20 protein-coding genes and 1 pseudogene are annotated in these 18678 nt (G+C 67.4%); 11 read left to right on the forward strand and 10 right to left on the reverse strand.

The window, feature by feature from the left end:
- Positions 1-241 precede the first annotated feature (241 nt).
- Both NA10_RS18485 and NA10_RS18490 read right to left on the reverse strand, forming a co-directional pair.
- Positions 242-892, reverse strand: a complete 651-nt coding sequence (locus NA10_RS18485; protein ID WP_067569606.1) for a response regulator — start codon at positions 890-892, stop codon at positions 242-244.
- A complete protein-coding gene (locus NA10_RS18490) occupies positions 889-2193 on the reverse strand; it encodes a sensor histidine kinase (protein ID WP_084514917.1) in 1305 nt (434 codons plus the stop codon). The genes NA10_RS18485 and NA10_RS18490 overlap by 4 nt, the downstream gene beginning before the upstream one ends.
- 202 nt (positions 2194-2395) lie before the next feature.
- Between NA10_RS18490 and NA10_RS18495 the strand changes: the two genes are divergently transcribed.
- From NA10_RS18495 to NA10_RS18505, 3 genes are all read left to right on the forward strand, one after another.
- Entirely contained in the window at positions 2396-3922 is a 1527-nt protein-coding gene (locus tag NA10_RS18495) for a multicopper oxidase family protein (RefSeq protein WP_067569611.1), read from the forward strand.
- A 127-nt stretch (positions 3923-4049) separates the two neighbouring features.
- A complete protein-coding gene (locus tag NA10_RS18500) occupies positions 4050-4796 on the forward strand; it encodes an acyltransferase (RefSeq protein ID WP_067569758.1) in 747 nt (248 codons plus the stop codon).
- Positions 4793-5335 (forward strand): DUF1697 domain-containing protein, encoded by a 543-nt coding sequence (locus NA10_RS18505; protein ID WP_067569614.1) that lies wholly within the window; start codon positions 4793-4795, stop codon positions 5333-5335. The genes NA10_RS18500 and NA10_RS18505 overlap by 4 nt, the downstream gene beginning before the upstream one ends.
- Positions 5336-5341: 6 nt before the next feature.
- Here NA10_RS18505 and NA10_RS18510 read toward each other — a convergent pair whose 3' ends face one another.
- Entirely contained in the window at positions 5342-6328 is a 987-nt protein-coding gene (locus NA10_RS18510) for a LacI family DNA-binding transcriptional regulator (protein ID WP_067569617.1), read from the reverse strand.
- Positions 6329-6652: 324 nt separating this feature from the next.
- Between NA10_RS18510 and NA10_RS35695 the strand changes: the two are divergent.
- Together NA10_RS35695 and NA10_RS18520 are read left to right on the forward strand one after the other, a co-directional pair.
- Positions 6653-6978: pseudogene (locus NA10_RS35695) on the forward strand (ABC transporter permease subunit); the annotation flags it as partial.
- Between the two features lie 41 nt (positions 6979-7019).
- Positions 7020-7451 (forward strand): cupin domain-containing protein, encoded by a 432-nt coding sequence (locus NA10_RS18520; RefSeq protein ID WP_067569760.1) that lies wholly within the window; start codon positions 7020-7022, stop codon positions 7449-7451.
- 4 nt (positions 7452-7455) lie between these two features.
- Here the strand turns inward: NA10_RS18520 and NA10_RS18525 are convergent, their stop codons facing one another.
- From NA10_RS18525 to NA10_RS18540, 4 genes are all read right to left on the reverse strand, one after another.
- On the reverse strand, positions 7456-7668 hold the full coding sequence (locus NA10_RS18525; protein WP_067569623.1) for a hypothetical protein: 213 nt from the start codon (positions 7666-7668) through the stop codon (positions 7456-7458).
- A 179-nt stretch (positions 7669-7847) separates the two neighbouring features.
- The gene (locus NA10_RS18530) at positions 7848-9110 is read right to left on the reverse strand and encodes a glycosyltransferase family 4 protein (protein WP_067569626.1); all 1263 of its coding nucleotides are present in this window, start codon (positions 9108-9110) and stop codon (positions 7848-7850) included.
- Positions 9111-9147: 37 nt separating this feature from the next.
- The gene (locus NA10_RS18535) at positions 9148-10737 is read right to left on the reverse strand and encodes a 1,4-alpha-glucan branching protein domain-containing protein (RefSeq protein WP_067569629.1); all 1590 of its coding nucleotides are present in this window, start codon (positions 10735-10737) and stop codon (positions 9148-9150) included.
- Complete coding sequence (locus NA10_RS18540) at positions 10734-11516, reverse strand: class I SAM-dependent methyltransferase (protein WP_067569632.1); 783 nt, start codon at positions 11514-11516, stop codon at positions 10734-10736. The genes NA10_RS18535 and NA10_RS18540 overlap by 4 nt, the downstream gene beginning before the upstream one ends.
- Positions 11517-11707: 191 nt before the next feature.
- Here NA10_RS18540 and NA10_RS18545 point away from each other — a divergent pair, with 191 nt between their 5' ends.
- From NA10_RS18545 to NA10_RS36840, 4 genes are all read left to right on the forward strand, one after another.
- Positions 11708-12493 (forward strand): electron transfer flavoprotein subunit beta/FixA family protein, encoded by a 786-nt coding sequence (locus NA10_RS18545; RefSeq protein WP_067569636.1) that lies wholly within the window; start codon positions 11708-11710, stop codon positions 12491-12493.
- Positions 12494-12530: 37 nt separating this feature from the next.
- Positions 12531-13490 (forward strand): electron transfer flavoprotein subunit alpha/FixB family protein, encoded by a 960-nt coding sequence (locus NA10_RS18550; RefSeq protein ID WP_067569639.1) that lies wholly within the window; start codon positions 12531-12533, stop codon positions 13488-13490.
- Positions 13491-13606: 116 nt separating this feature from the next.
- Entirely contained in the window at positions 13607-13999 is a 393-nt protein-coding gene (locus tag NA10_RS18555) for a hypothetical protein (RefSeq protein WP_067569642.1), read from the forward strand.
- Between the two features lie 172 nt (positions 14000-14171).
- Positions 14172-14336 (forward strand): hypothetical protein, encoded by a 165-nt coding sequence (locus NA10_RS36840; protein WP_157556602.1) that lies wholly within the window; start codon positions 14172-14174, stop codon positions 14334-14336.
- 5 nt (positions 14337-14341) lie between these two features.
- Here the strand turns inward: NA10_RS36840 and NA10_RS18560 are convergent, their stop codons facing one another.
- Positions 14342-14896: a GyrI-like domain-containing protein gene (locus NA10_RS18560; RefSeq protein WP_067569645.1), complete on the reverse strand. Its 555-nt coding sequence runs from the start codon at positions 14894-14896 to the stop codon at positions 14342-14344.
- Between the two features lie 66 nt (positions 14897-14962).
- Between NA10_RS18560 and NA10_RS18565 the strand changes: the two genes are divergently transcribed.
- Positions 14963-15904, forward strand: coding sequence for an aminoglycoside phosphotransferase family protein (locus NA10_RS18565; RefSeq protein ID WP_067569648.1), 942 nt, complete (start codon positions 14963-14965; stop codon positions 15902-15904).
- Here NA10_RS18565 and NA10_RS18570 read toward each other — a convergent pair.
- Complete coding sequence (locus tag NA10_RS18570) at positions 15901-16311, reverse strand: DUF1707 domain-containing protein (RefSeq protein ID WP_067569651.1); 411 nt, start codon at positions 16309-16311, stop codon at positions 15901-15903. The two genes, NA10_RS18565 and NA10_RS18570, sit on opposite strands and share 4 nt — an antisense overlap.
- Positions 16312-16357: 46 nt before the next feature.
- A complete protein-coding gene (locus tag NA10_RS18575) occupies positions 16358-17215 on the reverse strand; it encodes a LysR family transcriptional regulator (protein ID WP_067569654.1) in 858 nt (285 codons plus the stop codon).
- Positions 17216-17328: 113 nt separating this feature from the next.
- On the opposite strand from NA10_RS18575, the gene NA10_RS18580 reads away from it, so the two are divergent.
- On the forward strand, positions 17329-18621 hold the full coding sequence (locus NA10_RS18580; RefSeq protein ID WP_067569657.1) for an NAD(P)/FAD-dependent oxidoreductase: 1293 nt from the start codon (positions 17329-17331) through the stop codon (positions 18619-18621).
- The last annotated feature ends 57 nt before the right edge of the window (positions 18622-18678 follow it).

Here is an 18678-nt window from a genome sequence, read left to right on the forward strand (position 1 = left end):
GCTGATCCAGCCGCAGCACAGCCTACTTCGCCGCCTCGCGCGGATCCCGATACCCCGTGCGGAGCGCCCGCCCCGGCGATACGGCGGATCGCGGGGCGGATGCGCGCGAGTTCGTGGGCCGCCGTGTGTCGTGCCGCGAGTCGCCCCGCGCATGTCCCGGGCGGGCAGTCGTGTGAGGTCGCGGCGCGACGGGTCGCGAGGTGGTCCCACGGGCGTTCCCCGTGGTGTCGCCGGGAACGATCTATTGCGTTGGGGGCCGGGTGGTTCGGTGCGCGTACACCGCCAGTCGCACCCGATTGTCGCGGCCGGTCTTCTCCATCAGGTTCGCGATATGGGTTTTCACCGTGGTGACGCCCAGGTGCAGGCGGTCGGCGATCTCCTGATTGCCGAAGCCCTCGCCGACCAGGGTGAGGACCTCCTGTTCGCGGGGCGTCAGATCCGGTTGCGGCGGACCGGATTCGGTGACGTCGCGGGTGGTGACGGCACGATCGACCAAGCGGCGCAGCAGCGGTGGGGAGAACAGCATGTCGCCCTCGGCGGTGCGGCGGATGGCGGCGAGCAGATCGGCGGGCTCGGTGTCCTTGACCAGATAACCGGTCGCGCCCGCCGCGAGCGCGGGGAATAGATGGTCGTCGTCATCGAAGGTGGTGAGCACCAGGATCTTCGCGTGCGAGCCGGAGCGCACGATCGATTCGGTCGCGGCGACACCGTCCAGTCCGGGCATGCGCAGATCCATCAGAATCAGATCGGGGGAGAGTTCGGCGGCCAGGCGGACCGCCTCCACCCCATTGGCCGCCTCGCCGACCACCGCGAGATCGTCCGTGGATTCGATGAGCATCCGCAGGCCCGCTCGCACCAGCCGCTGATCATCGACGAGCAATACCGAGATCACGCGTCCTCCCCATTCCGCTCCGGCAGCCACGCCACCACCTCCCAGTCCGTGCCATCGACCCCGGCGGCGATCCACCCGCCCGCGATTTCGACTCGTTCACCCATACCGACAATGCCGTGCGCGCCAAGCGAATTCGCACCTGTCGCGGAGGTCTCACCGGGCCGGGGCGCTCGCAACCCGCTCCGGACCCGCACCGCGATTCCGGTCCGGCCCGGTGCGATATCGAGCGAACCGCCGGTTCCCGCGTACCCGTCGGCGTTCGCGCCCGCCCGCTCGTCCCCGGCAATGACGCGAGGCGCGGGCGGTGGATCATGCGCAGCCGTTTCGGCGATGGTGAGCCGCACCGGTACCGCGGGTTCCGCGTGCTTCATCACATTGGTGAACGACTCCTGGACCAGACGGAGCAGGGTGAGGCGGCCGATCGCGTCCAAACCGTCCACCCCCGTGCGGATTTCGGTCTCGACGGCGAAACCGGCCGCGCGCACCCGTTCGGCGGCGGCGTCGATCTCGGTGCGCACCGCCGCCGAATCCACCAGGGCGACTTCACTCAACGCCGGGTCGCGCAGTGCGGTGAGCAGGCGGCGAATATCGGCCAGGGCATCCGAGGCGGTGCCGTGCACATCGTCGAGCACCGCGTGCACGCCCGGATCGGCATCGGCCACCACATGTCTCGCGATACCGATGCGCAGCACGATCGACGCCATGTGATGCGCTACCAGATCGTGCAATTCGCGGGCGAGCGCGCCTCTTTCCAGGAGCCGGGTGCGCTGCTCCGCCTCGGCCCGCCGGTTCTCGGCATCGGCGGCGCGCAGTCGCAGGCTCACCGCGAGTTCACGCTGCCCGCGCAGGTACAGCCCGAGCAGCACCGCCACCCCGACGTACGCGCCCACCTCCAGCACCGGCGTCGCCCGGGACACCGTCTGATCGTGATAGCCCATGCGGCCCAGCACCACCGCCGCCGTCCACCCGGCCGTCGCGAGCACGACCGTCGAATTGCGGTGCGAGCGCCGGATCACATCGACGAGGGCGACCGCCCCGAGAAACGGCACCAGCCCGGACAACCCCCACGCGGGAATCCGGAACATGGGCACCGCGAGCGCCGAGATCGCGAGGCACGCCGTCACCGGCCAGCGCGCGCCGAGGGCGAACACGACGCCGGCCGCCATGGCGAGCAGCCAGTAAACACCTGGCACCCGGTACTGCCCGGGGAAGGTGCTCGCCGCCAGCAGCAGCGGCACGACCACCACCGGCAGGGCGCGCGCCAGCACCGCGAGGCGCTGCCGATCCGGGATCTCGATCACGCTCCCACCGTAGGCGACGGGCCTGTCCCGGACCGCGCCGACCGGGCCGGATGCGGCGGCATCGAGGCTGTTTAGCACGTTTACCGATGCCCCACAAGGTCTGCGGGGAGGAGCGCGGGCGGTGTATCACCGGCCCCGCGCAGGAGCGAAGGCAACCGCCCCGCAATCGAAGCTGGAGGAGTTGTCTATCGAAGGAGCAGCTGTGGTCTCGAGGCGGGGCTTTCTCACCGGATTCGCGGTCGCATCGGTGGCGTTGACCGCCGGATGCGCGGGCGGCCGGTCCGGTACGCCGGGCGTGAGCGCCGGGGGCACCCGGCCGCTGCCCATCCCGCCCCTGGCTCCCTCGACCGTTGGCGCGGACGGGGTGCGCCGCTTCACCCTCGAGGCCATGGCGGGCACCACCGAAATGCGCGCCGGACAACCCACTCCCACCTGGGGTTACAACGGTTCGATCCTGGGCCCGACGCTGCGGGCCGAGCGTGGCGAGCAGGTGGCGTTCACCATTCACAACGCGCTGCCCGAACCCACCACGGTGCACTGGCACGGTATGCACGTCCCCGCGTCCTGCGACGGCGGCCCGCATCAGACCATTCAGCCCGACGGCGTCTGGCAGCCCGCCTGGACGGTGGATCAGCCCGCGGCCACGCTCTGGTACCACCCGCATCCGCACGGCAGTACCGAAAAGCACGTCTACCGTGGACTTTCCGGGTTCTTCCTGTTGGACGACGCCGAATCGGACCGCCTGGAGCTGCCGAAAGAATATGGGGTGGACGATATTCCGCTGGTCATCCAGGATCGCCGCCTCACCGCCGACGGCGCGCTGGACGAATCCGATCCCAGCGATATCGGCCTGCTCGGCAAGGTCATCATCACCAATGGCATTGCGGGAGCGCATCTGGAGGTCCACACCCAGCGCGTCCGCCTGCGCATTCTGAACGGCTCCTCGGGCCGCCTCTACAACCTGGCCTTCTCCGATAACCGTGAATTCCGGCTCATCGCCACGGACGGCGGTCTGCTCGCGGCCCCGGTTCCGTTGCGGCACATTCAGATCAGTCCCGGTGAACGTGTCGAACTGGTGGTGGAGGTCGGCGGCGATCCCGTCACCCTGCGCAGTCTCCCGATCGAACAGCGCACCGGGATCAAGAATCCGGCCGCCTTCGGCTTCGACGATTCCTTCGACATCCTGCTCCTGCGACCCGCGCGCACCCTGAAATCCAGTGCCCCCCTGCCGAGTTCCCTGGCCGCGATACCCGCCCTGGTCCCGCCCGGCACCCCCGCCACCCGCACCTTCGACCTGCGCTGGCACATGATCAACAACCAGCGCATGGATATGAACCGCATCGATATGACCATCCCCGTCGACACCACCGAGGTCTGGACCGTCCGCAACAGCGACGACTGGCCGCACAATTTCCACGTCCACGATGTGCGATTCCAGATCATCGCCATCGACGGCCAGGCCCCGCCGCCCGAACTCGCGGGCTGGAAGGACACCGTCTACACCACCCCCGGCCCCGCCTACACCCTCGCCATGCGATTCTCCGGCCACACCGACCCCACGTATCCGTACATGTACCACTGCCATCTCCTGCTGCACGAGGACCAGGGCATGATGGGCCAATTCCTGGTCCTGGCCCCCGGTCAGCAGCCCGCCCCCATGAAGATGGAGATGCCCGGTATGGAGGGAATGGATATGCCCGGAATGGGGACGCACGGCGGGCACGGCTGACTTCGCGCCGACAACGCTGCCTTCGCGTCCCCGCGTCGCCGGGTGCGAGACGCAAGTCATAAGGTGTGAGGCGAGATTGCCCGATCGGGCGGTGGTACCGGCCCAGCGGAAAAACAGGGAGCAGTTCGTGACGAGCATGTGGGGCGCGCCATTGAGTGCGCGTTGGCGCGGATCCCGTCGCCAGGATCCGGAGCAGGCGCGTTTCCTCACGGTGGCCTCGGCCAAATGGGTGCTCGCGAATCGCGCGTACACGCCCTGGTACCTGGTGCGTTACTACCGGCTGTGGAAGTTCAAAATGGCCAACCCGCATATCGTGCTGCGCGGCATGGTCTTCCTGGGTCGCAATGTCGAGGTGCACTGCACCCCCGATCTGGCCCGCCTCGAGATCGGCCGCTGGGTGCATATCGGTGACGGCAATGCCATCCGCTGCCATGAGGGTTCGCTGCGCATCGGCGACAAGGTGGTCTTCGGCAAGGACAATGTCGTCAATACCTACCTCGATATCGAAATCGGCGAATCCACCCTGGTCGCGGATTGGTGCTACATCTGCGATTTCGACCATGTCACCGATGACATCAATATGCCTATCAAGGATCAGGGCATTGTGAAGTCCCCGGTCCGCATCGGCCCGGACACCTGGATCGCCGCGAAGGTGACCGTGCTGCGCAGCACCCGCGTCGGCCGCGGCTGTGTGCTGGGCGCGCACGCCGTGGTCAAGGGCGACGTCCCCGATTACGGCATCGCAGTCGGCGCACCGGCCCGGGTGGTGAAGAACCGCAAGGACGCCTGGGATGCCGCCGCCGAGGCCCGCGCGGCGCATATGGCCGCCCTCGCCGATATCGAACGCAAGAAGAACGGCGTCACCGCGTCATGACCGGCTATGCCGCCTTCCTGCGCGGGATCATGCCTTCGAATCCGAATATGAAGAACGAGAAGCTGCGCGCGGTCTTCGAGAATCTCGGCTTCACGAAGGTGGCATCGCTGCTGTCCAGCGGCAATATCGTGTTCGAGAGCCCCGAAACCGATGTGCCCGAACTGGAATCGCGTATTCAGCGGGCATTGCAGGCCGAATTGGGCATCGGTGGCGGCACCATCATCCGGACTCGTGAGCAGTTGCGGGCACTGGTCGATACCGACCCGTTTCCGGATCTGACCCACGGTCGCGAAACCTATCTGACCGTCACCTTCCTCAAGGATCCGGCGGCGGGCGCACCCGGGGCCCTCGATGAGACCACAGGTAAGGCCGTGCGCCTCGTCGGCTATGACGAGCCCTGCGCCGCGGTCCTTTCGGTCATCGACAACACCGATCCCAGCACCACCAATTACATGGCGTGGATCGAGAAGGCGTACGGCAAGGAGATCACCACCCGCACCTTCCTCACCGTCCAGAAGACGCTGAAGAAGCTGGGCTGATCCCGATCAGTCGCGGACGATCAGGTCCGCGGTGAAAACCGTTGAGGCCGGGCGGATTCCGGTGCGAATCAGATCGATGAGCAGGCGGGTCGCCTCGACCGCCTGCGCTTCGCGTTTGGTGTCTATCGCGGTGAGCGGCGGATGGCTCAGGCGCGCGATCATGCCCTCCGCGGTGATGAGCGAGATATCGGCGCGGCCGGATTCGGCGAGGGCGCGGGCCACGCCGCGGGCAATGGCATCCAGCGGGGCGTAGACGCAATCGGTGTCTGGAAACCGTTGCAGCAGTTCGAGGGTGGCCGCTCGCCCGGCTTCCTCCCGGGCCGCGCTCGCGTCGGCGACCGCCACACGGGGTGTAATTGCGTGCAGCGCACACCAATCCACGAAGGCATGGTGGGTGCCCGCGGCGGTCTGGCGTTTGCCGGAGTCGATCACGAGCGCCGGGCGGGAGTGCCCGCGGGCCCGGAAATGCGTCATGGCGCAGGCGACGGCGCTGGCGCGATCGAGGGAAACCGTTGCCACCTCGTCGTTCTCGGCGTCACCGCTGATGATCACGGTGGGCATACCGCGCTCGACCAGGGCGGTCACCAGGCCGTCCGCCGGGTCCGGGTCGACCAGCAGAACGCCGTCGACCGCGAGGGTTTGCACCCAATTCCGTTGGTCCGACGGCGGAACCAGGGTCAGCGCGTAGCCCCGGGCCAGGCTCTCCGCGGCGGCGGCGACGGCGGTGCGCATATACCAGTCCATGCGGCTGTCCCGGTCCGCGCTCTCATCGCTCATGAGTGAGGCGACGATGCCGAGGGTGTTGCCCGCCCCGGTGCGCAGGGCGCGGGCGCGCGGATTCGCCTGATAGCCGAGGTCCACGGCGATCCGCTGGATGCGTTCGCGGGTGCGGGCGTCGATTCGCCCCTTGCCGTTCAGGGCGTGCGAGACGGTGGCGACCGAGACTCCGGCGGCCGCCGCGACATCGCGGATGGTGGGTCGCGACGCGGCCACTCGATTGCTCCTCGCTGGTTCGACTGGTTCGGAAGCCGATGCTACACGCTGTGCCAAAACGTTTTCGCAACAGACTCGTAAACCGGGTTCTCGCCAGCGAAACGTGTGGCGCGCAAGCTTTTCCGCACGGGGGGACCGGCCATCGGATTCCAGCCCGTCATGTCGCGCATGTACCAGGATCACGACATCATGCTCGGCTTCGTGGACACCGAGCACGCCGTATTCGCCTCCGCGACAGCGCCTGTCACCGGTGTCTTCGCGCCCATGACCAAGAGCCCGCAGATGATCATGTGGGATCCGCAGACCTATCCGCAGGTCAAGACCATCGCCGACCTCCGCGCCCTCCATCAGGCCCGCACCCTCACCCGCCTCCGCGAACTGGACTTCCCCGCCGCCCTCCCCGCCATCTTCGCGGGCCTGCGCATCTCGGCGTGCCTGTCGGTGGTAGGGGCGATAGTCGGCGACGTCTTCTGCGAACAGGGCGACCCGGCATAGGCATCCTCATAGACACCTACCGTGCCCGCCTGCAATCCCCCCAGCTCTTCGCCGCATTCATCGCCGCCTCCCTGCTGGGAGTCGCCGTCTTCATGCTCTTCGGCTGGCTCTCCCGCCTGGCCGTAGGCAACTGGTACCAGCCTGCCCGCCGATGAAGTCGCCGGACTATTCGCGCCCGCGCCGATAGGCTGTGCCGGTGATTATCGGTCTCCGCACGGCATTCGCCGGACTGGCCGCGCTCGCGCTGGCCGGTCCGTTCGCCGCCACCGCACACGCGACCCCTTCGGACGGTGTCACGGGGGTGATACTGTCGCGCACCACGATTGGCGATACCGTTTACATACTGCGGGAAATCACCATCGCCCCGGGCGGTTCCACGGGGTGGCACTATCACGACGGCACGCTGTACGCGGTCATTCGGCAGGGGCAGCTGTTCCACTTCGATTCCAGCTGTGAACAGGATGGTTCGGGCGGGCCGAGCGGGTTCGTCGAGCGCGCCGGAATCGGGAACGTTCATATCGAACGCAATCTGGGGACCGAACCGCAGATTCTGGATGTGCTGTACGTATTGCCCACGGGCAGCCCGCTTTCCGAGGACGCGCCGAACCCCGGCTGCCCGTTCCAGTAGCCGCTCAGAGCGCGGCGTACACCGCCTCGACCAGTTGGTCGGCCCGACGGCCCCGGGCGAGCCGACCCCGGCGCGGATTGGGGGTGAAGGCGAGGGCGACCCCATGCGCGAGATCGCCGAGTCCGATCGATCCGCCCGCGCCCGGATGGCCGAAAGCGTTGGGGCGGGCCGCTTCCGGGACGCTCGCCGATGCCCTCGATCTCGGCCGACTGGTCATCAATCCGCTGATCTACTCCGAGGTCTCGGTGGGCCGGTGCGCATGCCGCGATCACCGGCTATCGGTTGCTGACCAGAGACGCGCGGAGGTATCGCACCTATTTCCCGACCCTGACGTTCATTGCGCCGGAATAAACTGGATGCGGCGCGCCGATGTCGGTCCATCGGCGGTTCGGCGATTCAGTACGGCTGGTTCGGATCCCGCTCCGGCAGTGGACGTTCCACGATGACCGGGCGGCCCAGCGGATTGCGCACGCCGCGCTTGGCGGACTGGTAGACCAGGGCGGTTTCCTGTGCCACCACATCCCAGGCGAAGTCGGCGGTGAGGCGTTCGCGCGCGGCCCAGGCCCGATCCTGTGCGGCGGCCGGATCGTCCAGAACCGTGCAGACGGCCTCGGCAATACCGTTCACATCGGCGGGTTCGAAGGACGCGCCGGTGACACCGTCGGTCACCAGATCGCCGAGACCACCGGCGGTGGAGGTGACCAGGGGGGTACCCGCGGCGGCGGCTTCCAGGGCCACGATGCCGAAGGGCTCGTAGCGGCTGGGCAGCACGATCGCATCGGCGCTGTGCAGCCAGCCGAGCAGATCCGTATGGTCAAGGCGGCCAACGAAATTCACCGCGCGCGCGACGCGATGCGCACGAGCGCGTTCACGCAGCCAATCGATCTGGGTGCCGATGCCGGCGACCGTCAGCGTGGCACCGGGATGCGCCTTGCGAATGCGCGGCAGCGCGGCGATCGCATCCTGCACACCCTTCTCGTATTCGAGCCGGCCCACGTACAGCAGCCGCGGCGGACCGGACAGCGGCGCGCGCTCGCGGAAGGTCCACGAACTCACGTCGATACCGTTGCGAATCACCGTGACGGGCGTGCGCTCGGGGTTGTAGAGCCGCTCGACCTCGTCCTTCATGGATTCCGAACAGGTGATGAGCGCATCGGAATCATGCGCCAGCCACCATTCCACCGAATGCACCTGCTTGTTGACCCGACCGGACACCCAGCCGCTGTGCCGTCCGGCCTCGGTGGCGTGAATGGTCGACACCAGCGGCACGTCGTAATGCTCGGCCAGGGTGATGGCCGGATGCGCGACCAGCCAGTCGTGCGCGTGCACCACATCGGGCGTCCAGCCCTCGCCGATACCCGGCTTGTTCAGCGCGATACCCGCGCGCACCATGGCGTGGCCCATGGCCAGGGTCCAGGCCAGCATGTCCTCGCCGAAGTCGAAGACCGGCGGATCCTCGGCCACCGCCACCACCAGTACGCCGTCCTCGATGAACGAGACGGTGGGGTGCGTGGTGGCGTCACTGCCCATCGGGCGGCGCGCCAGCACCACGACCTCGTGCCCGGCGGCGGCCAGCTCGGTGGCCAGGTGATGGACGTGGCGGCCCAGCCCGCCGACAACGACGGGCGGGTACTCCCACGACACCATCAAGATCTTCATTGGGGTCCTTCTGTATCGATGCGGCGTCCGCGGGCCCCTACGTGGTTACGCAAGCTGCCTCCTCCGGGTTCGGCGCTCCCGCCCTCGCGGGGCCGAGCCTGCGCGCATCGAGCGCCGGGAAGAATCCGTCGGCCGCGTACCATCCTGCCGCCAACTGCTGCGCTTTGGCGAGTTGTCCGGCCGCGACCGCCGCCGCGATCTCGCGCACGGCATGGGCGTGTTCATGGGCTCGGTCACGCGCGTAGCCCGCCGCGGAGTCCTTGGAGACCATGAACGCCCAATCGCTGGAGACGGTCAGAATCGCCTCGCGCAGCAGCTGATCGGCGACCCGGTCGCGCAGCCCACCGAAGGTGGATTCGCCATCGCCGGAAGGGATTTCGACGCGCATCTTGTCCAGGGTGTCCAATGCCAGCCGCACGATTTCGGCATTGAGGTCCACCAGATCCTGGACCTGATCCCCGGCCCACACCCGCCAATCCTTGCCCGAACCCCAGGAGGAGTCGCTGAGCTGCACCGATTCCCCGACATAACCATTGGCGCGGGCATCGGCGAGCGTGCCGACGGTGATGCCCGCCTCGGGCAGCGCGCGCAGCACCTGCTCCAGCCACTGCGGACCCTCGTGCCACCAGTGCCCGAAGAGTTCGGTATCGAATGCCGCCACGACCAGGGCCGGACGGCCGATGCGCGCGGATTCGGAGATGAGGCGCTCGCGCACGGTCGCCACGAAATCGGCGACATCGTGTTCGACCGCCGCCGCGGCGAGCGCGGGATCGTAGGGGGCCTTGTCCGGACCCGAGACGGTCTTGCCCGTCACCCGGGACGGTTTGAGACCGGTCGCGTGATCATAGTGATGGAAATCACGGTACGCGGCATGCCCCGGGTACCCCGATTTCGGGGACCAGACCCGATAGCTGACATGCAGATCGCGTCCGAAGGCCACCACATCCGAATCCCGCACCGGGCGGCCCAGGGTGGTGTCACCGCGCAGGGCCGGACCGTCGACCATGAAGTGCGTCACACCGGCCGCGTCGTAACCGCGTTCCATGCCGGGCGTGAATCCGCATTCGGGAGCCCAGATTCCGGTGGGCGTATGCCCCCAGCGTTGACGGGCGTCGGCCAGGCCCTCGCGCAGCTGATACGCCCGCAACCGCTCGTCGAGCAGCGGCTGGAACGGATGCGCCAGCGGTCCGCCCAGCAATTCGATGGCCTCGGCGTCGATGAGCTCGCGCCAGACCGGCGAGGCGCCGTGCCGCCATCGGGTCTCGAAATCCTCGAGCGATTCGTTCGCCAGCCGATGCTCATGACCGCCCAGCGCGGTATTCCCGGCCATGGACGCCTCATCGGCGCGCAGTCGCCAATTGCCCAGCCAGTGATGCATGGCGGACAGGCTGTGCGGATCGTCCAGCTGTGCCGCCAGCACCGGCGTGATGCCCAGGCTCAGCAGATGCGAACGCCCTTCCGCGGCAAGGGTTCTCAACACCTTGGCCACGGGAAGGTAGGAGGAGGCCCAGGATTGGTACAGCCACTCCTCGCCGACCGGCCAGCGCCCGTGATGCGCCAGCCACGGCAGATGCGAATGCAGGACCAGGGTGAACTGGCCCGGCACCGGAGTCGCCTTGTCGCTCACGGCTTCACCGCGATGGCCACCAGATCCAGGCTGGCATCGATATCGGCCGCCGCATCGGCGAGCAATTCGAAGTCGTCGGTGCGCACCGCGGCCACATCGGCGGCCAGATCGGCGGGCCAGGGCTCGCCCGCGACGGCGCGCGCGATCTGCGCGTCGATGATCGACCCGCCCCACTTCTCGTCCAGGGCGACCAGCGCCGGACCGTGGAATACCCCCGCCATCAGCTCGATCTCGAAACCGGCCTCGACACAGAGTTCGGTCAGCTCGGCGGCATTGAGTTCGCGGGTGTGGAACGGGTTGAGCGGGGTGTCCCGGCCCGGCGAGAAGGTGATCCGGTTGGGCGTGCTGATCAGCAGCTTCCCGCCCGGCTTCAGCACCCGCAGGCATTCCCGAACGAACTGCGACTGATCCCAAAGATGTTCGATGACTTGGAAATTCACCACCACATCGACCGACTCGTCGGCCAGCGGCAGGTCCGCGAGATTGCCCTGCACCATCTCCACGGCCGGGTACTTGGCGCGCACGTGCGCGACGGCGCTGTCGTCGTAGTCGAGTCCGGTCACCTTGGCCGCGACCCCGGCGATCATGTTGGCGCCGTAGCCTTCTCCGGATCCGGCCTCGAGCACGGTCTTACCGGCGCAGTGCTCCAGCAGGCGGACGTAGGCGATTTCGTGCCGACGGAACCAGTAGTTCTCCTCGGCGATGCCGGGCACCGTCCGTTCACCGGTCAAAGGCAGCGGATCGGTGTGGTTTTCGGTGGGTATCACGGCCTCGCTCATTGGATCGACGTTAGCGGTTGCCCATATCACAGCGGCGACCGGATCGGCTGATGGAGAACATCACAGCGTAAGTTACCCACGAGTAACTTAACGTAGGGTAATCTCCAGCGCGAGCTACTTGTGGACGTACGGCCAGCAGATCGTGCGACCGCCACACCCGTGCCATCAGAACAGGAGGTCGACGAAGACCCATGCCCAACATCGTCGTACTGATCAAGCAGGTTCCCGACACCTGGTCCGAGCGCAAGCTGACCGATGGTGACTACACCCTCGACCGCGAGGCCGCCGACGCCATCCTCGACGAGATCAACGAGCGCGCTGTCGAAGAAGCGCTGCTGATCAAGGAGGCACAGGGCGGCGAGGTCACCGTGCTGGCCATGGGCCCCGCTCGTGCCACCGAGGCCATCCGCAAGGCGCTGTCCATGGGCGCCGATAAGGCCATCCACATCAACGATGACGCGATCCACGGCTCCGACGCCGTGCAGACCGCCTACGTGCTGGCCGCGGCTCTCGGCCAGATCGAGGGCATCGAGCTCGTCATCGCAGGCAACGAGGCCACCGACGGTCGCGCGGGCGCGGTTCCGGCGATCATCGCCGAGTACCTGGGCCTGCCGCAGCTGACGCACCTGCGCAAGCTGACCGTCGACGGCGAGCGCATCTCCGGTGAGCGCGAGACCGACGAGGGCGTCTTCAAGCTCGAGGCCACCCTGCCGGCCATCGTCTCGGTCACCGAGAAGATCAACGAGCCGCGCTTCCCGTCCTTCAAGGGCATCATGGCCGCGAAGAAGAAGGAAGTTCAGACCTTCACGCTGGCCGATCTGGGCGTCGACCCGGAGACCGTCGGTGTGGCCAACGCCGGCACCCAGGTGACCGGTGTGACCCCGAAGCCGGCGCGCACGGCGGGCGAGAAGATCGTCGACGAGGGTGAGGGCGGCCAGCAGATCGCCACCTACCTGGTCGGTCAGAAGATCATCTAAAGCCCCCGAGCCCAACGAACTTCAGGAGAGAAAGACAATGGCAGAAGTACTTGTGCTCGTGGAGCACGCCGATGGTGCGCCCAAGAAGGTGACCACCGAACTGATCACCGCCGCCCGCGCGCTGGGCACCCCGGCCGCCGTCGTGGTCGCCGCACCCGGCACCGCGGACAAGCTGGCCGACGCGCTGGCCGCCGCCGGTGCGGAGAAGATCTACGTCGCGGAATCCGATGAGGCCGAAGGCTTCCTGGTGACCCCGAAGGTCGACGTGCTCGCCGGTCTGTCCGAGTCCGCCGCCCCGGCCGCGATTCTGGTCGCCGCCACCGCCGACGGCAAGGAGGTGTCGGGCCGCCTTGCCGCGCGCATCGGCTCCGGCCTGCTGGTCGACGTCATCGCGATCGATGCCGACGGCACCGCGCAGCACTCCATCTTCGGTGGCGCGTTCACCGTGGCCGCCAAGGCCACCGGCGACGTCCCGGTCATCTCGGTGCGCCCCGGCGCCGTCGAGGCGGCCCCGCAGGCCGGCGCCGGCGAGAAGGTCGTCGTCGAGGTGCCCGCCCAGGAAGAGGGCGTCACCAAGGTCGTGTCGAAGGAGCCGGTCGCCGGTGGCGATCGTCCCGAGCTGAGCGAGGCCGCGATCGTGGTCTCCGGTGGCCGTGGCGTCGGTTCGGCCGACAACTTCGGCAAGGTCGTCGAGCCGCTGGCCGACGCCCTCGGTGCCGCCGTCGGCGCTTCGCGTGCCGCGGTCGACTCCGGCTACTACCCGGGTCAGTTCCAGGTCGGTCAGACCGGTAAGACGGTCTCCCCGCAGCTGTACATCGCCCTGGGCATCTCCGGCGCGATCCAGCACCGCGCGGGCATGCAGACCTCGAAGACCATCGTCGCTGTCAACAAGGACGAGGAAGCCCCCATCTTCGAGATCAGCGATTACGGCATCGTCGGCGACCTGTTCAATGTCGCCCCGCAGCTGACCGAGGCGGTCAAGGCGCACAAGGGTTAATCACCCGGCGTCGAGCGCATAGAGTGACCCCCGGCCCGAAAAGGCCGGGGGTCACGTGTATTCGGGGGAGTCCCGGCCGAGCTGGCCCCGGCCGGACAGAGATCGAGAATGCCGATATGCCCACACCCGCCGAGCTGACCGATATCGCCGCCGCACTGCACTGGGACCTGGCCGAGTGGCTGGGCACCGATGCGCTGCCCAAAGTGTTCGACCGCATCTCCGGAGCGCTGGACGAGGCGTTCACCTCGGTCGTGACCACCGGGCACGCGGTGGATCGTGAGACCCTGCTGGCCGGGGTGTGGTCGGCGCGGAACGCCCAGCCGGGCTTGGAGATCGAGGTCTCCGACGTCCGGGAGATCGCGCGCAGCGGCAATCTCATCGTGCTCCGATTCGTGGCCGAGAATGTCCTGGGGCAGATGCGCACCCGGCGGACGGTGACCGCGGTCCTGGTCACCGACGGCCGCACCCATCTGTGGCGCACCGTGCACGAGACCGCGGTCCCGGACTGAGCTCGATCGCGAGTGCCGGTGCCAAAGCTTCTGGGGGCAGGACGGTTTCGGTCGGTCGTTCTCTCGCAATTTCCGGACTCGCCGCCGCCACCCTGTTCGCCGGTGCGGGCGCGGCCAACGCGGCCCGCTTCCGCTGGAACCCGTTCAGCCCGCGACCACCTCGGCCGCGCCGGTGGCCGATCTGACCACCGGCTGCACCGGCCTCGACTTCCGCACCGGCTCGGCCCACTCCAGTGTGATGAACGGCGATTGGTTGTCGGGCTCGGCGGCACCGTTCGTGCCGGGATCGCTGGCCATGGGCTGTCTGCTGCACAATATCCGCATGGGCAACGGATAACGGGGTCAGGACCGCCGGATGGGGTGGCGGAGAATGGTTTTCATGGTGGCCTCGGCCGATGTGCGCGGGTCCGAGAGGTAGATCTCGTGGTGCCGGCCGTTCATGGTCAAGCCCTCGGCTCGCATGAAAGCATCCATGCGGGCGAGGGTTTGGGGTTCGGTCGAGTACGGGCCGACGTGCAGGGCCTGGATCGACTCGCCCTCGGTGATCTGTTCGAAGACCGCCCCGGTGATCATGTCCGCGGTGACGAAGTCCGGTAGCCGAATCATCATCTTCCAGTGCCACTCCTCGCGCGGCACCGTGAGCGGCGGCGCGTCGGACTCGACCCACCACAGGCCCTCCAATTTGGCGACCACGAAATCCTGATCGGCGGCCCTGGCGAGTTTCTTCACGCCGTACGCCGCGCGGTACACCGTGGCCACGGCCTCGGTGTACGCGCTGCCCAGGGGCGCGCCGGAGCCGGTGGCGGTGGCATAGGCGTGGGTGCCGAAGGTGCGCAGGACCGGATCGGCGGGGGCGGTGTAGTAGTTCCGATCGGTTTTGGCCAGGTCCAGTTTCATAGGTCGAGGATCGGGTCTCCCCTGGCCGGAGAGTCAAGGCGCGCCGGATTCTGGCAGGCTGGACCGATGTCGATCACGCCGCCACCCGAGGTCGCCGAGAATATCGCCGCGATTTTCGCCGAACGGGGCAGGCGGTGGCTGGCGGATCTGCCCGCCCTGGTCGCCGAGCGGTGCGCGGCATGGGAACTGGAACTCATCGGCGCACCGTTCGGCGGCGGTACGCACTCCTATGTCGCCCCGGTGCGCCGGGCGGACGGATCGGTCGCGGTGCTGAAGATCCCCGTGATCGATCCGGAGAATCTCGGCGAGGCGGCGGGGCTGTACTGCTATCGGGGTGACGGTGCGGTCCGGTTGTACGAATTCGATTCCGCCAGTAACTCACTGCTGCTCGAATGGGCGCGACCCGGAACGCCGCTGCTGGTCCAGCCGGGCTTCCCGAGTCTGGAGGGCCGACCGGAGAATATCGGCCGAGTGGAGCGGGCGTGCGCGCTGTATCGGCGACTGCGGCGCGAACCGGTCGGCGTACCAGCGGATTTCCCGCCGCTGCCCGAGGCGGCGGGCATGGTCGCGGAGTGGGTGGCGATGTTCACCACCCCGAAACCCCATATCGCACAGGTGATCCCGCCCGCGCTACTGGATCGGGCCGCCGAATGGTGTGAGCGCCTGGCCGTTCCGGACGGCCCCCTGCTGGTGGTGAACCGCGATACCCACCTCGGCAATATCGTTGCCGCCGAACGTGAACCGTGGCTGCTCATCGATCCGAAGGCGTATCTGGGCGAGGCCGCCTTCGACGCGGGCTTCCTGGTGATGATCCAGGTGCAGAGCGATCCGAACCCCGAACACGCGGCGGCAGTGGCGGATCGAACGGCCGCCGCCCTCGGGGTATCGGTCGAACGCGCCCGCGGCTGGGCCTTCATGCGCGCCATGGAGGAGATCGCCTGGTCCGTCGAGGACGATCAGCCCGATGACCTGCGCCTGCATCTGGCGGTAGCGCACGCCCTGGCCTAATCGCGCGGGTTCTCCTTGTTGACCAGGTAGCCCACCGTGCTCGGAATGAACAGCGCCAACCCCCAGGGCACCGCCACCCAGAACGGCCAGAAGTACCCCATTCCCGTTGCCAGCCAGATCAATACGCACAGGATGTTCACGAACACCCACGGCGTCCACATGATCTTCACCCAGGTGGGAAACATCCCGGGCGCGGCGGCCGGCTTCGGCCCCGACCGGGACCTCCGCACCGCGGGCAGATCCGCCAGCACCGGCGTCAATTCCCCATAGGTCCGCGCCGCGTACACCTGCTGCACCCGCTCGTCGAACTCATGCAGATTGATCCGCCCGTCGTCCATCGCCGTCCGCAATTTGGTGACAATCTGTTCGCGATCGGCATCCGACGCCCGCATGTTCTCCTGGCTCACGGCCCTCAGCCTAGGACGGTCGACAGCACCGCGCTGCCCGAATCATTCACGCGCAGTGCAGGGCTGCCAGCAGGGTGGTGAGGATGGGGGAGGGGCGGATATCGCTGCGCACCACGGCCGAGACGGGGACCCGCAGCGGGTGGCCGGTGAGGCGCAGGGTGGCGATGCCTTCGGTATGGCTGTCGGCGTACAGGATGGTCCAGGCGTCGGGGCGATTGATGAGTTCCATGGTGGCGGTGTGGTCCGGCGGGATGGGCGGGCCGTAGGCCGGACCGGTGGGGAGATCGGCGAAGGCGGAGCGGACCACATTGTGCAGCAGCACCTGATCGTGTTCGCCGGGGAGTAATAGCGGATAGTCACTCAACATGGCGAGCGTCACATCCGTGCGCCCGGCGAGCGGATGGGCGGTGGAGGTGGCTATCACGAGGTCCTCCACCCAGAGTTTTTCCACGGTCAATCCGGGCTGATCCACACTGCCTCGAATGAGGGCCAGATCACAATCGCCGTCGGCCACGGCCTGAATGCGCTGGCGGAAAGGTTTGATGACGAATTCGATCTCGGCGCCGGGATGCGCCTCGCGTGCTCCGGCAATGGCGGAGAGCGATCTTGTTGCGAAGCTCATATTCGCGGCGAGGCGAATTCGCGGGCCGGAGGCGCGTACAGCTGCGCGAATGGCGGATTCCAGGCTCAGCATCTGCTTCGCAAGGGGAAGTAGCCGGGTGGTCGCGTCGGTGGGTACGACGGATCTTGTGGACCGCTCGAAAAGGGGGACCCCGAGGTCTCTTTCCAGTCGCGCGATCTGGTGGCTGATGGCCGACTGCGAGATGAAGCAGCGGGTCGCCGCCCGGCTGAAGCTGAGCTCCTCGCAGACGGCGACGAAGTAGGCCAGCTGTCGCAGCTCCACGGCACTTCTCCAATTCATGATCAATGTAGATAAGAGTCATATTGATTATGCGCCCTGACCCCTGGAACATCCGCGTTCCGAATCACGGTTAGTCATGAGAGAAGGAGGCTGTCATGTCGTACGCGGGTGCGGGTGTCGAGACCGTTGAGGTTGTCATTGTCGGATCGGGCTTCGGTGGGCTTGCCGCCGCCAAGCAGCTCAATAAGTCGGGAGTTCCGTACGTTCTGATTTCGAGTACCCCCGAACACCTCTTCCAGCCGCTGCTCTATCAAGTTGCGACGGGTGTGCTGGCCTCCGACGAGATTGCCCCGCCCATCAAGAACATCCTCAAGCATCACAAGAACGGCGAAACCCGCATCGGCAAGGTCACCGCGATCGACGCCCCGAACGCGATCCTGACGTACGAGACCGCCGAGGGCACCCGGCGGATCCGCTACGGTTCGCTCATCGCCGCCACCGGTGCCCGCCAGTCCTATTTCGGCCGTGACGATTTCGCCGACAAGACCTATTCGCTCAAGACCATCGACGATGCCAAGGCGCTGCGCGCGCAGATCGATCGCGTCTTCACCGAGGCCAAGACCGCCGATCCGGAGACCCGCCGCCGCCTGCTCAGCTTCGTGGTCGTCGGCGCGGGCGCGACCGGTGTCGAGGTCGCGGGTCAGCTCAAGGAACTCGCGAAAAGGTACTACCACACCGATGATTCGGTGATTCTGGTCGAAGGTGCGGGCGTGGTGCTGCCCCCGTTCGGCGGCGGACTGTCGGAGTACGCGAAGGGCTCGCTCAGCAAGAGCGGCGTCGAGGTGCTGACCGACACCTTCGTCACCGATATCGACGAGGGCAAGGTGACCGTCAAGAGCAAGGACGGGGTTGAGCGCGGTATCGCCGCCGAGACCGTGGTGTGGTCGGCGGGCGTGCAGGTCGGCGGGTTCGCGGAACTGCTGGCCGAGGCCACCGGCTGTGAAACCGACCGCGCCGGAAGACTTCTGGTCAATCCGGACTGCACCGTCGGCGGGCACGCCGATATCTACGCCATCGGCGATATGACCTCGCTCAAGGGCTACCCGGGCCAGTCGCCGGTCGCCATGCAGGAGGGCCGCCACGTCGCGGACATCATCCGCGGCAAGAAGCAGGCCGCGACCGAGTTCAACTACTGGGACAAGGGCAGCATGGCGGTGATCAGCCGCTTCAGCGCCGTCACCAAGATCAACGACAAGATCAAGTTCACCGGCACCCTGGCCTGGTTCACCTGGCTGGCCGTGCACCTGTTCTACCTGGTCGGATTCCGGAACCGTTTCGCGGCCGTCTTCTCCTGGCTGGTCGCCTTCATCGGCACCGGCCGCCCCGGCTTCAGCGAGGTCGACAAGGCCCCGGCGGCAAAGGAACAGGCCCCACCCCGAGCCGCCTGACCCCGTCCCCGAGAACGAGCCGCCCGGTAGTCCCCACCGGGCGGCCTTTTCGTGCCC

The sequence above is a fragment of the Nocardia acidivorans NBRC 108247 genome, from assembly GCF_001625085.1.
Taxonomy (GTDB): domain Bacteria; phylum Actinomycetota; class Actinomycetes; order Mycobacteriales; family Mycobacteriaceae; genus Nocardia; species Nocardia acidivorans.